Source organism: Kitasatospora sp. NPDC004240, assembly GCF_053603215.1.
Map to the genome: position 1 here is coordinate 16,905 of NZ_JBSGFD010000107.1, position 12,355 is coordinate 29,259.

General features: G+C 71.1%; 11 protein-coding genes and 1 pseudogene. 8 read left to right on the forward strand and 4 right to left on the reverse strand.

Features of this window, described 5'->3' with window-relative positions; all coding sequences use genetic code 11:
• Window positions 1-219: 219 nt before the first annotated feature.
• The 3 genes from ACWEQL_RS26125 to ACWEQL_RS26135 all read left to right on the forward strand — a co-directional run bounded on the left by ACWEQL_RS26125 (window position 220) and on the right by ACWEQL_RS26135 (window position 3,340).
• The gene (locus ACWEQL_RS26125) at window positions 220-477 is read left to right on the forward strand and encodes an Arc family DNA-binding protein (protein WP_452152744.1); all 258 of its coding nucleotides are present in this window, start codon (window positions 220-222) and stop codon (window positions 475-477) included.
• 5 nt (window positions 478-482) lie between these two features.
• Complete coding sequence (locus ACWEQL_RS26130) at window positions 483-851, forward strand: hypothetical protein (protein WP_452152755.1); 369 nt, start codon at window positions 483-485, stop codon at window positions 849-851.
• Between the two features lie 335 nt (window positions 852-1,186).
• Entirely contained in the window at window positions 1,187-3,340 is a 2,154-nt protein-coding gene (locus ACWEQL_RS26135; protein WP_452152745.1) for an outer membrane protein assembly factor BamB family protein, read from the forward strand.
• Between the two features lie 137 nt (window positions 3,341-3,477).
• Here the strand turns inward: ACWEQL_RS26135 and ACWEQL_RS26140 are convergent, their stop codons facing one another.
• A complete protein-coding gene (locus tag ACWEQL_RS26140; protein ID WP_452152746.1) occupies window positions 3,478-4,581 on the reverse strand; it encodes a hypothetical protein in 1,104 nt (367 codons plus the stop codon).
• A gap of 302 nt (window positions 4,582-4,883) precedes the next feature.
• Between ACWEQL_RS26140 and ACWEQL_RS26145 the strand changes: the two genes are divergently transcribed.
• Window positions 4,884-5,945, forward strand: coding sequence for an IS630 family transposase (locus tag ACWEQL_RS26145; RefSeq protein ID WP_452152747.1), 1,062 nt, complete (start codon window positions 4,884-4,886; stop codon window positions 5,943-5,945).
• A 41-nt stretch (window positions 5,946-5,986) separates the two neighbouring features.
• Window positions 5,987-6,984, forward strand: a pseudogene (locus ACWEQL_RS26150) (helix-turn-helix domain-containing protein).
• Between the two features lie 23 nt (window positions 6,985-7,007).
• On the opposite strand, the gene ACWEQL_RS26155 reads toward ACWEQL_RS26150, so the two are convergent.
• Together ACWEQL_RS26155 and ACWEQL_RS26160 are read right to left on the reverse strand one after the other, a co-directional pair.
• Window positions 7,008-7,298, reverse strand: coding sequence for a DUF7336 domain-containing protein (locus ACWEQL_RS26155; protein WP_452152748.1), 291 nt, complete (start codon window positions 7,296-7,298; stop codon window positions 7,008-7,010).
• An 821-nt stretch (window positions 7,299-8,119) separates the two neighbouring features.
• Window positions 8,120-8,263: a hypothetical protein gene (locus ACWEQL_RS26160; RefSeq protein WP_452152749.1), complete on the reverse strand. Its 144-nt coding sequence runs from the start codon at window positions 8,261-8,263 to the stop codon at window positions 8,120-8,122.
• On the opposite strand from ACWEQL_RS26160, the gene ACWEQL_RS26165 reads away from it, so the two are divergent.
• Both ACWEQL_RS26165 and ACWEQL_RS26170 read left to right on the forward strand, forming a co-directional pair.
• Complete coding sequence (locus ACWEQL_RS26165; RefSeq protein WP_452152750.1) at window positions 8,262-8,405, forward strand: hypothetical protein; 144 nt, start codon at window positions 8,262-8,264, stop codon at window positions 8,403-8,405. The two genes, ACWEQL_RS26160 and ACWEQL_RS26165, sit on opposite strands and share 2 nt — an antisense overlap.
• A 397-nt stretch (window positions 8,406-8,802) precedes the next feature.
• Window positions 8,803-9,234, forward strand: a complete 432-nt coding sequence (locus tag ACWEQL_RS26170; RefSeq protein ID WP_452152751.1) for a hypothetical protein — start codon at window positions 8,803-8,805, stop codon at window positions 9,232-9,234.
• A gap of 68 nt (window positions 9,235-9,302) precedes the next feature.
• Here ACWEQL_RS26170 and ACWEQL_RS26175 read toward each other — a convergent pair whose 3' ends face one another.
• On the reverse strand, window positions 9,303-9,989 hold the full coding sequence (locus ACWEQL_RS26175; protein ID WP_452152752.1) for a hypothetical protein: 687 nt from the start codon (window positions 9,987-9,989) through the stop codon (window positions 9,303-9,305).
• 692 nt (window positions 9,990-10,681) lie between these two features.
• On the opposite strand from ACWEQL_RS26175, the gene ACWEQL_RS26180 reads away from it, so the two are divergent.
• Complete coding sequence (locus ACWEQL_RS26180; protein WP_452152753.1) at window positions 10,682-11,173, forward strand: hypothetical protein; 492 nt, start codon at window positions 10,682-10,684, stop codon at window positions 11,171-11,173.
• Window positions 11,174-12,355: the final 1,182 nt, after the last annotated feature.

Sequence of the window (12,355 nt, forward strand, 5' to 3'; positions counted from 1 at the left end):
CTTCAAGGCCGCCTGGTCAACGCCCCTGGCACCGCCACTCCTCGGCGGTGCCGGTGCGCGGCTCGAGCCGCGGAACGGGGATCGCCAGCGGCATCCCCTGGGCCAGGTGGACGAGGGCGACGGCGCGGGCACGCGAACTATCGCCCGCGTCGTGATCACAGTGGGTGGCGGGTACGGGTACGTACCCGTACACTCATGGGTGACCGGAAGGAGAAACCGATGCCCGACGCCAACGTACGCATCCCTGCCGAGACCCGCGACCGCCTCGCCGAGGTCGCCGCCGCCGAACACCTGTCCCTGCGTGCCTACCTGGCCCGCCTCGCCGACACCCTGCTCACCCCCACGGAGCGCGCCGAGCGCGCGGAACAGGCACGCCAGAAGCTCGCCGCCTGGAACGGCTACGACCCCGACAGCACCGACACCCGGCAGCTGGACGCCGAACTCGACCGGCGCCTGGCCCGGGCGCAAGGCCGGTGACCGCGCTGCACGTCGTCCTCGACGACACCGCCATGGTCGCCGCCGGCCGCGGCAACCTCCTCGCCTCCCGCCTCATCCACCGCGCCCACGCCGAAGCCGGCTGGCACCTCTACGCCCCCGCCTGCGCCCTGGTGGAAGCCGACCGCGAACGCCCCGGAACCGCCGAACACCTCGCCACCCTCCCCGCGGTCACCGTGCTCGACCTCGACCTCGCCGCCGCCCTCGCCATCGCCACCGACACCACCTGGGCCCAGGCCCACACCCGCTACGCCGCCGCCCCGACCCCGGAGCGCCCCGACGGCGCGGTCGTCGCCACCGTCGACCCGGCCCGCTGGAAGGGCCAGCCGGTCCGGGTCATCGACCTGACACCCTGACCCGCCGCACCCGACGGGTCGCACCGGCGTCATCCGAGGGCTCGGCTACTCGCAACCGCACACCACCGGCCGCCGTGGACGGTCATGCCCCGTGAGGACGCCCACGCGGGGGGCGCGGCGAGCACGCTCACCCGACAACCGAGCCGGCCGCACTTCGTCCGCGACGCCACCTTCCGCGACGTCCAGGGTCCGCACCGGGCACGGCCCCGAGAACACGGAGGCCGATGTCCCATGGTCCCGACGCCGTTCGTGTGTCATTCTTCCGTCGGCGAAGGAGCCGCATGGCCGGGAGGGGGCCCGCTGTGGAGGAGTTGCAGCCGGGGGACCCGCGACAGGTGGGTCGGTACCGTATCGTCGCGCGGCTCGGCGCCGGCGGAATGGGGCGGGTGTTCCTGGGCCGGTCCGCGGGCGGCAGGTCCGTCGCGGTCAAGGTCGTCCGCGAGGAGCTGGCAGAGGACCCCGCCTTCCGCCGGAGGTTCGCCCGGGAGGTGGACGCCGCCCGCCGGGTCACCGGGATCTTCACCGCGCCGGTGGTGGACGCGGGCACCGACGATGCGACTCCGTGGCTGGCCACGGCTTACGTGCCCGGGCTTTCACTGGCGCAGGCGGTGCAGGAGCACGGCGTCTGGCCCGAGCACTCCGTCCTCATCCTGGGCGCGGGTCTGGCGGAGGCCCTGGAGGCGATCCACCGCGTGGGCCTGGTCCACCGGGACCTCAAGCCCTCGAACGTTCTCCTCGCCGCTGACGGCCCCCGGGTGATCGACTTCGGCATCTCCGTCGCCGAGGACTCCACCGTACTCACGCAGACGGGGGTGGCACTGGGGACGCCGGGGTTCATGTCGCCCGAGCAGCTCACCGGTCGCGAGGTCGGCCCGCCGAGCGACGTGTTCTCGCTCGGCTCGGTGCTCGCGTACACCGCGCTCGGCACGGGACCGTTCGGCTCCGGCTCCGCCCAGGCGCTCAACTTCCGTGTGGCGTACGAGGAACCCGACCTCAGCGGGCTGCCGCATTCGCTGAGTGCCATCTGCCGCTGCCTGGCCAAGGACCCGGCCCGCCGGCCCACGCCCGCCGCTCTGCTGGGCCTGTTCACGCGTGCTCTGGAGGAGCACACCGAGGGCGCCGGTCCGGCGCAGGCCCTGGCCGCGTGGCTGCCCGCCAGCCTGGCCGAAGCCGTGTCGGCGGTGGGAACGGGAGCACCGGCGACGCCTGCGCCCGCACCGGCGGTTCCCCTCCCCACGCCGACGGCACCCGCAACGGTGCGGGCCGTGCCGGCCGCGCGCCCGCCGGGTGACCCGGACGCCGTCACGGAGTCGTCCACGTCCGTCGCGGATGACTTCAACGACACCGACGACACCGACGACTCCGACGGCACCGGCGCCCCGGACTCCGCCGGGCCGCCCCGCCGCAGGGTGGTCCGGTTGCTGCTCGTCGCCGGTCTCACCGGGCTGGGCCTCACCCTGTGGGACCTCGTCAAGGCGCGTTGGGGACCCTTCTCGTTCCTGCGCGCAGGGCGCGAGGCCCGGTGGAAGTACACCTCCTACGGCGCGGCGCTCGCATTCCCGGTGGTGGCCGGAACGACGGTGTACGCGGGCAGGGAGGACGGGTACCTGTGCGCGGTGAACACGGCCACGGGCCGGGAGCGGTGGAGGTTTCGTACCGCCGTCTCGGGGGAGGTCCGGCTGCGTACCTTCGTCGCAGCGACGGTCGTCGACGGCACGGCCTACGTGGTCGACGACGACGGCCGGCTCACGGCTCTGGATGCCGAGACGGGGGAGGCGAGGTGGGCGACCCCCGTCTCCGGGTCCGAGGACAAGGCGCCCGTGGTCACCGACGGCACGGCCTACGTGATCGGCTACCCCGGTACCGTCCGTGCGCTGGACACCGCGACCGGTACCCAGCGGTGGAACCTGAAGGAGCGCAGCGGCATCGGCGGCGTCGAGCACGTGACGGTCTCGGGTGCCACCCTGCTGGCGTCCGGGAAGGCGATGGTCCAGGCGGTGGACCTCGTCACCGGCAGAGTCAGGTGGACCTTCGACTCCGGTCCCCTCTCGGCCGCGCCGACGGTCGCCGACGGAGCGGTGTACGCGCCCACCGGCAACCACAAGCTCTACGTGCTGGACCTCGCGACCGGCGCCAAGCGGTGGACGTACGACGCGGGTGACGGCACCGGGGTGCCGGTGGTGGCCGTCGGCGGTAGCGCCCACCTCTGCCTCCGGTCCGGCCTCCAGGTGCTGGACACGCAGACGGGCGCGCTCCGCTGGAAGACGGAGGTACGTGCGGTGGCGCCCCCCACGGTTGCCGGTGGAACGGTCTTCGTCCCCGCATGGAGCACGCTCCACGCCCTGGACGCGGCCACCGGCAAGGAGAAGTGGACGTTCGAGGGCACGAGCATGAACTCCGCGCCGGCGGTCGACGGACGGACGCTGTACCTGACGGACGGCGACATCGAACACGAGACGGGCACGCTGTACGCCATCGACACCGACTGACCATCCCGCCGTTCCGATCACCGGCCCACCCGCCCACCAGCCGTAACCGCCCGGTACGCGATATTCCTTGGGCTGTTGGCCGCCGGCCGGTGGTGCGCTGCCTGGTCGTACGGGCCGCGGTCTCGGCCTGCCGGCTTTCAGCCGTCGTACCGGTGCCATGGGATGCCGAGTCGGCCGAGTGGTTCGAGGGCGCTGCGGTGGTGGGCGGCGACGACGACGTTGCCCGTGGCCTCGGTGGCGGGTGAGGTGAGGGCGACCAGGCCGGGGCCGACGAGGACGTCGGCCGGTATGGAGGGCGATGTGGACATGCGCAGTGGTACGCGCCGGAGGAAGCTCTCCAGCCGGGGCAGGAGCTGGTCGTTGGGGCCGTGGGTGTGGGCCGTGTAGGGGCCGCGTCCCACGGCTTCGTGGAGCGTGAAGTGCAGGAGGAATCTGCTCAGCGGCTCCGGTTCGGGGGTCGGAGGGTGGTTCTCCCGGGTATGCCACACGGTCGGGTCGGTGTCGGCGGCGTCGAGCTGCCAGGGGATCGACCAAAGCCAGACACCTTGGTTCTCGGAGCCGATGAGGAGCTGCTCGCCGTGGTTGTCGGCGATCTTCGGGAGGAAGATGTCGTTCTGCCGGCCGAGGACGGCCGGATAGGTGTCGGAGAGGCGGCAGAAGTCGCGCAGGGCCCGGGGAACGGAGCCGGGCACGCGGGTGGGCAGGTGCGGGCCGGCTACGGCCGGGTACCAGCCGGTGACGAAGGATTCCAGGGCGCGGCCGGGGTCGGTGTCCACGTGGTCGAGCCACCGCAGTCCGGGAAGGTTGTCGGGGGCCGGGCCCGGGGGCCGTACCAGGGCGAGGGTCTCGTCGCTCAGCGGCGGGTCGATTCGCAGAGTGCCGGAGACCAGTTCCCCGCCGCTGTGGTGGCTGGACCTGCGTTGGACCGTGCCGAGGTAGATGCAGCGGTCTCCCAGGCGGACCGCCAGGTGGAACGGCAGATCGACGGGCCGGTTCCCGCCGCATCCGCATCCTCCGCCGAACCGTTCGGCGACGGACGCCGGCCCGGGACCGAGCAGCCGGAACTCCTCGTGGTTCCACACCGTACTGGCCTCAGGATCGTCCCCCGCGTCCGCGAGGACCACCGTGGCCTGTGCCCCGAGCACCACCACGGCACCGGGTACGGGAACACGGCTGCGGACCGGACCGGCGAGTTCCAGGACCACGTCGACGTCGGCCATGTCCAGGCGAGAAGGCGGCATATCGGGAGGGTAGCCGGGCGCTCGGACAGCGCCGCCCCGGCGACCGTCCGGCCGACCCCGGAGCCCGCTGCGGGGGCGCGAGCGACCCCACCAGGGATTCCTCCCTCTTGGCAGTGCCTTCTGCCGGGGGACCTCCTTGGGACCTGATGGCTTCGGCCACGCTGACCTGGAGTTCGTTCAACCGCTGAGCCGAGAGTTGCCGGAGGCGGTCAGACCGGTCCAGCCGGTCGGTCCGGTCCCGGGAGTGGGCTGGGTCGACTATTGATCCGAAACGGTAGGGGTTCTCGGTCGTTGAACCACTCGTGAGTGAACTGGTGGGGGGCGCGCGGCACTTGTCGCCGTCGGCGCAGGAAGCGTTGCGGCTGCGGGCGGTGGCCGGGCTGGTGGAAGGCCGGGCCCGCGAGGACGTCGCGTCGGTGTTCAGGGTCTCGCTGAAGGCGCTGGACGGCTGGTGGGCGAAGTGGCTGGACGGCGGGCGCGAGGCGCTCATCGGGCGCCCGCGTGGCCAGCGGGTCGGGGAGCAGCAGGTGTTGTCCGAGGCCGAGCAGGCGGCGGTGCGGCAGGCCGTGCTCGACCACCAGCCCTGTGAGCTGGGGCTTTCGGGGCAGCTGTGGACGCGTTCCCAGGTGGGTGCGCTGATTGCGAAGCTGTACCGGGTCCACCTGACGGAGCCGGGGGTGGGCAAGTACCTGCGGCGTTGGGGACTGTCGTTCCAGCGCCCGGACAAGCGGGCCGTCGAGCAGGATCCCGAGGCCGTGCGTGGCTGGCTGGAGGAGGCCTGGCCGGCGATCCGCGCGCGGGCGAGGGCCGAGGGCGCCGAGGTGCTGTTCGCCGACCAGGTCGGCATCCGCTCCGACCAGGTCACCGGCCGGACCTGGGGCGCCAGGGGGCGGACTCCGATCGTGCGCCGGACCGGGAACCGCTTCTCGGTCAGCGCCATGTCCGCGATCAGTACCAAGGGCCGCATGCACTTCATGGTCTTCACCGGCACCTTCGACGCGACGGTCATGTGCCGCTTCCTCGACCGGCTCGCCGGCCACTTCGACCGCAAGGTCCACCTCGTCGTGGACCGGCACTCGGCCCACCGCAGCAAGAAGGTCCGCGCCTGGCTGGCCGACCACGCCGACCAGGTCGAACTGCACCTCCTGCCGTCGTACTCGCCCGAGCTGAACCCCGACGAGCTGGTCAACGCCGACCTCAAGCGCAGCCTGCCCATGAGCCACCGGGCCCGCAACCAGGCCGAACTGGCAGCCGAAGCCCGGCGCTTCTTCCACCGCCGCCAACGCCAGCCCCACATCGTCCGCGGCTACTTCCACGGTCCGCACGTGCGCTACACCCTCGACGAGAACCAATTGAGTTTCTGATCAATATCAGGCGAGGCTGGACATGTTTCGGGAGGGGCGCGATGGCAGAGCCGGTCAGAGTCCGCAGGCTCACGGACCAGGAGGGCCAGCAGTTACAGAGAATCGTGCGGCGGGGCAGCACCAGTTCGGTGCGCTACCGGCAGGCGATGATGCTGCTGGCCTCGGCCGGCGGTAACCGGGTCCCGGTGATGGCCCGGCTGCCCAGGCGGACGAGGACACGGTGCGGGATGTCATCCACCGGTTCAACGAGATCGGTTTGGCCTGCTGGACCCTCGGTGGCCGGGAGGCCGTCCCCGCCTGCTCATTCCTGACGACAAGGACTTCGTCGTCCAGACGGCCACCACCCGCCCTGCCAAGCTCGGCCAGCCTTTTACCCGCTGGTCCGTCCGCAAACTCGCCGCCTGCCTGCGCCGTGTTCACGGCCGGGTCATCCGCATCGGGCGCGAGGCCCTGCGCTGCCTGCACGCTCGGTGCGGCGTCACCTTCCAGCGCACCAAGACGTGGAAGGAGTCCGCCGACCCCGACTACGACGCCAAGCGCGACCGGATCGAGCACGTCCTGGACCACTTCCCCGACCGCACGTTCGCCTTCGACGGGTTCGGCCCGCGACACCTTGTGGGGCGTCAACCGGCGCCGCAAGGGCACCGCGAACACCCTCGCCGCACTGCGCTCAATCCGGGCCGCCTGCCCGGACGGTGCCCCCGTCTACGCCATCCTCGACAACCTCTCCGCACACAACGGCAGGAAGATCCTTTGCTGGGCGGTGAACAACAACGTCCACCTGTGCTTCACTCCGACGAATGCCTCCTGGGCCAATCCGATCGAGGCGCCCTTCGGACCGCTGCGGCAGTTCACCCTCGCCAACTCCAACCACCCCCACCACACCGTCCAGACCCGCGCGCTGCACGCCTACCTGCGCTGGCGCAACAGCAACGCCCGCCACCCCGACGTCCTGGCCGCCCAACGCAAGGAACGAGCCCGCATCCACAGCGAGAAGGGCCTTCGCCGGGGAGGAAGGACGCTCATCGAAGCGGCGTGAATGGCCCACCTCTGCAGGGTCGCTCACCCGAAGACCTGGACCGGCTCGCTGACGAAGCCCTCGGTCCAGTGGTCCTCATCGAGGTCGTACTCTCCGATCTGGAAGCAGTCCGGCTCGTCGGCGAAGCCCGGTAGAAGACGCGCGCGGCGTATCCGCTCTTCGGCTGCGGCCTCGGAGGAGTAGATGCCGAGCAGCTTGACGTCGTCGCCGTCCTGCTCGTCGATGAACACGCCCCCGCCGTCGAGGTGAATCGTCTCGTCATCGGGGCCGGCTTCGTTCTGGTGACTGATGTGCCAGAGGGGATAGACCTTCACGGGCGCAGGCTACCCCCGGCCCATCCGGTGAACGTTCCCGGGTAGAGCACTGGGCATGCCATCCAGGTACTGCGGAGGCCGAAGACCAGGGGAGGAAGGGGCCGGTGCCCGCGCCGCTCTCGCCGTCGCCCGCGCCACCCGGGCCCGGCGATCCCGCTGCGCACCACCTGCCCGGCCGCGCCGCGGACCGGAGCAGCATGAGCCGGGGCTGGCCGTCCGGGCCCGGACCGAGCGGCGTCGCACGTTTCCGCGACGCATCAGCAGCTGGATCAGGCTTCAGCCTCTCAGATGCCGCAGGAACCAGTCGGCGGGAGCAGCGGAGCCTCGTTTGACCGACCCTGTGTCGGGCAGGCCGTGTCGTGGCTGGAGCGTCGGGTGCGCGTTGTCCATGCGGCCACCGGTGGGCCTGCCGCGCCCAGGGCCGCGAAGAACGCGCCGAGCAGTAGCCAGCCTGTGTCCGAGTCCGAGGACTGCGGTCGTGAGGACCATCGATCCTGACCGCCGCTTCGGCCGTACGTGCCGCGCGGTCGGCCCGAGCCCCAGGTCTGCGAGCCCGATGCCCGACGATGACCGCTACACCCGCTCGAGTGGCCTGCGTTTTCACGCCCGCCACATGCGACGCGACTGGCGGGCCGCCGCGGCGTTGCTGTTCCGTGTGCGCTGCCGCGCTCTGGTGGCACTGAAAGTCACCTGGGGCGCCGTGGCCGTGGCGGGTGCGGCCCTGGTGCTGCTCGTCGTCCTCGGCGGCGGGTCCTCGGCCGGTGCCTGCGCGGCCGGTGCCCGCGCGGCCGGCGGCCCCGGGCCCGCACCGGTGGTGACCGTCACCGCCACCGTGCCGCCCGCGTCCGCAGCGCGCCGTCCTCCGCCGCTCCCGCGCCGTCGTCCCCACCACCGTCCACACCCGCTGCCACGCCTACCGTCTCGCCGCTGCCCTCGGTGGCGGTGGAGCCGCCCGCCAGTCCCATGGCTGCGATCGTGCCCGGCGACGCACCCAGCGTGGACGCCGCCGGCGCCTTCCTCGCGGCCGAGAAGAGCCGCTACAAGATCAGCGGCTGGCCGAACGGTGTCTACGACGCGAAGGCGTTCTCCGGCGCGGGCGCCTTGTAGTGCGGGTACTTCGAGATCTCCGGCAGCGTCCAGCGCGAGTACTGCCACTTCATGATGCTCAACGGCACCCGGGAGGACCACGCCCTGGTGTGCACGGTGGCGGTGCGGGACGACCGGTCGAACGACCCGGACTTCCGCGCGGGCGGCCCCGAGCCCGGCACCGGAAAGATCCGGTTCCGGACCCCGGTGCTGCCCGGCCGGTGGGGAGCGACCTGTGGGTCTACCTCCCGGTGGGCAAGCAACTGGGCCTTGAACACCTGTGGCCCGAATGCCAGTTCGCCAGGATCTGGGACTCGCCGGCGCTCTGGCCGCATACGTTCACCGGGCGCGGGCTGATCGGGGTTGTGGGCTACGGTGATTGCCGGATGCAACGGTGGTGTTCGGGTGGGGAGGCCGCATGGCGGTGATCGAGGTTCCGGGTCCTGAGCCGGAGTGGGAGGCAGCTCCGTCGTACCAGGGCGGGAAGCGCAATCCCGCGTTCCAACAGAGCATGTGGGAGTTCGCCGCCAGCTCCTTCCAACTGGTGGCAGGGTTGAAGCCGCCGTTGGAAGCACTTGCGGCACGGTTGCGTCTGACCCTCGAACGAGGATGGGAAGACCTCGGATACGTCGACGTCGCCATGTTCCGCATCGAGCGGGTCGACTTTGCCCTGAGCAGGCTTGAAGGGGCGATCGTCCCCGACACGTTCGTCTGGGTGCGCCGCTCGGCGGACGACGTGGAAGGGGCGCTCGACATCCTTCTCAACGCCCTTGGTCTCGACCGCCGGGCGCTGGCGTTCCGCGGCACCGTGGAGACAGGTTTCGAGGTGTTCGACGGTTCCACCGGGTGAGCGATCCCGCCGCTTCGGCCAGCGGCCTGGCGCTGATCAGCATGTCGGGATCGCCCAGCGTGACCGGGTCACGAGCCGAGGCCCTCCGGGATCTCTTCTTGTCCCGGTCGACGGCGACGTCCCTCCGGAGTGAACGTGAAGCTCGCGGCGAACGGGCCGTCACCACGGCGGATGGCCAGGAGCAGTGGTTGCTCATGGGCCGGGGGCCAGGACGGCTCGGTGCCCGGGTCGGTGCCGTTCCAGAGGTGGAAGAACATCATGGGGGCGGATACGTCCTCGGTGAGGTAGCCGAGCGTCTTCCCGTAGTAGGGGTTGGTGCTGCCGATCAGCACCGACGGCGGGCCGAAGGCCGAGGTCACGTCGGGCCACACCCGGTCGTGGGCGGCCCATGAGTCGATCGCGTCGCGCATCGAGGCGTATTCGTTCGCATCCAGCACCCGGTCGGCCTTGAGCCAGCCCTGCCGGTGCGCGAACTCCACGTAGACGGAAGCCACGCTGCAGCCGTGGTCGGCCGGCAGGAAGTCCTCGAACGCCCCTTTCACGCCCGTCGAGGTCCACGCCTCGCGCTGCTCCAGGATGCGCTGCTCGTCACCCCACGCCTCCTGCCGGCGTTCAACGAACAGAAGGTGGTCCAGGATCAGCCGGATGCCGAGCTCTCCGCCCCACATCCCCGGCCGGCGGAGGGCATCGTTGAGCCGGGCGACGAGGTGGATGCGGATCTCCTCCGAGGAGGCGAGAGGGGCGGTGGCAGGCATGCCGCCAGTCTTTCGCACCATGGTCGGAGAGCAGGGATCAGGGTGTGAGAAGGATCCGGTGACGTAGCAGGGAGATGCTCGCGCGGCCGTAGCCCTGCCTCTTGAGTCGTTGACACCTGGCAGGCCGTCCGCCCCGACCAGCCGAAGTTCACCGACCGCCGCACCGGCGAGTTGGTCGACCTGCTGTTCGCAGTCCGGGCCCGCCGCATCTCCACCAGCCACATCAACAACACCATCATCCCGATGCTCTGCCGCAAGGCCGGAGTCCCGGCCGCCGACGTCCGCGGCAACATCACCAGCCACCGCGCCCGGTCCACCATCGCCAGCCAGCTCTACAACGCCAAAGAACCGATGACCTGTTCGAGCTGCAGGCCTGGCTCGGACACCGCTCCCCGCAATCCACCCAGAACCACGCGAAGATCACACCCAACACCCTGTCCAAGGGCCTACTCCGAAGCCGGCTACTTCGAGCGCAACGTGCGCAGTCGAGGACGGCCAGGCGGCCCTGGACCGGCTACTCGATCGCCTCGCCGACCCACCCACTCCGGCCGGCCCGACACCACGCGAACCGGACGTGCCGGTGACGGCCCGCCTTCTGCCGCTCGTCGATGTTTGACAGGGCGGGACGGGCTCCGCACCGCGCTGATATACCGGAGTGCGCACAGACCCGGGAGAGTGACACAGTCACTGCCGTGACCTTGATGAACGTGCTCGTCGACTTCGCCCGAACCGGCCGGATCGGTCCGCTTCACTGCGGAATGCCCCTGGCCGAGGCCGAGGACCTCCTCGGCCCGGGGCGGCCGCACCCCGCTCACATCATGAAGGGGCCCGACATCGACGGATACCCGTACTCCTGGGACGGACTCAAGCTGGACGTCACCCAGCGGGCGGTCAGCGGAATCTGGATCCACCTCTGGCCCGGTTCGACAGCAAAGCTCCCCGCTCTCGTCCTGCCCGAATCAGAGTCGTTCGAGGCCACTGTGCTCCGCGAGGAACTGATCACGGCCCTGGACGCCGCAGGTTGTGAGCATCACGTCAACGACACCCTCACCTTCGGACAGCAGTCCAGCATCCTCACCCGGCCCGCTGACGTCTACGCGGTCTTCAGCCTTCCGGGCCGGGACAACCACGTGCCTCACCGAGACCGTCACTACCTCGACGTGATGCACAAGTACACGGCTTGACATCGCTGATTCCACAGAATGATCCGGTTGACGTGGCCCTCGACGGGGCCGCTGTTCCAGCGCAGCGTGAGGCCGGTGCCGAAGAGCTCCTCGCAAGCCTGAAATGCCGTTGCGGGCGGTACCGGCCAACACCTCGCGGCCCGGGGGCGCTCCGAGGCACGGGCGTCCGGTCGGCGCCCCGCACCCCGGGCACTTCGCCGCCCGACCTGGTCCGGGCTGAGCCGCCGACCCGTGCCGAACCGCTTCCGGGAGGCGTTCGACTGTCGTTGCTCCGGGACGGTGGTCTCCATCGGCCCCTCGGGAAGGACGGTCAGAGTGGCCAGCGGCGTGTTCACGGTCGGAGCGATGCGCCGGATGGGGCCCGGGCATCCAACAGCCGCTGCCGAGGCAGACGGGCGGGTCGGTGTCCTCAGAGGGCATCCGATCGTTGGACCGGGCGTGCCGCAGACCGAGCCCCGCCCCGAGGACACCCGCCGCGGTGGCGCGCCGAACCCGACGCTAGGAGAAGCGGGCCCGGGACGGCGGACCTCCCGAAGGCGGCCGCCCAGATGATCGCCCTGGCGACCTGGGGCGGTGAGGGCAGGCCGCTGACCCCCACAGCCCGGCTGCGCCGTGCGGATGCGCGGGACCTGGCCGAGCGGCTGGATACCGGCGACAACGACCCCGCCACCCGGCGCACGCCGAGTGGCGAACCCGCTCCAGGGCCAGGAACAGTCGATACATGACACAGACCACATGGACCGAAGCCAGAATTGAGCTCCCCGCCACCTCGGGCGGCCACGCCGCAGACACAGGCTTGGCCCTTATCGGCCCAGATGGCTGGGTGCACGTCAAGCCGGACAGCAGCGGCGGCGGGGGCTTTAGGTCCTACCCGCCCCAGACGGTCTTCAAGATCACCTGGAAGACCGATCCGTGGTCCGCAGACCAGTAGCGCACGCGAAAGGGCCCTGGTGCCGAAGCGCCGAGGCCCTGCCTGCTGCTACGCCGCGTCGTCGGAATCGACCCCGGCCCCGGCCGCCGCCCGACGTGCCCATTCCGGAGCCGGGGGCGCGCCCTACGGCGAGTGATCGTCAGGCGGCTGGACCGGACCCAGCCCCTCCGCCCGCGCCCCGCTACGGTCCTCCCCCGGGGGCTCCTCTGGTGCTTCCTGCTACGGCCGGAACATCTGCTCCGCCAACCGTT

Bases quoted from the DNA above. Each gene is read 5' to 3' on its own strand.
- ACWEQL_RS26125 (WP_452152744.1), top strand. From the start codon at position 220: ATGCCCGACGCCAACGTACGCATCCCTGCCGAGACCCGCGACCGCCTC.
- ACWEQL_RS26140 (WP_452152746.1), bottom strand. From the start codon at position 4,581: ATGCCGCCTTCTCGCCTGGACATGGCCGACGTCGACGTGGTCCTGGAA.
- ACWEQL_RS26165 (WP_452152750.1), top strand. From the start codon at position 8,262: ATGGCTGCGATCGTGCCCGGCGACGCACCCAGCGTGGACGCCGCCGGC.
- ACWEQL_RS26160 (WP_452152749.1), bottom strand. From the start codon at position 8,263: ATGGGACTGGCGGGCGGCTCCACCGCCACCGAGGGCAGCGGCGAGACG.
- ACWEQL_RS26170 (WP_452152751.1), top strand. From the start codon at position 8,803: ATGGCGGTGATCGAGGTTCCGGGTCCTGAGCCGGAGTGGGAGGCAGCT.
- ACWEQL_RS26175 (WP_452152752.1), bottom strand. From the start codon at position 9,989: ATGCCTGCCACCGCCCCTCTCGCCTCCTCGGAGGAGATCCGCATCCAC.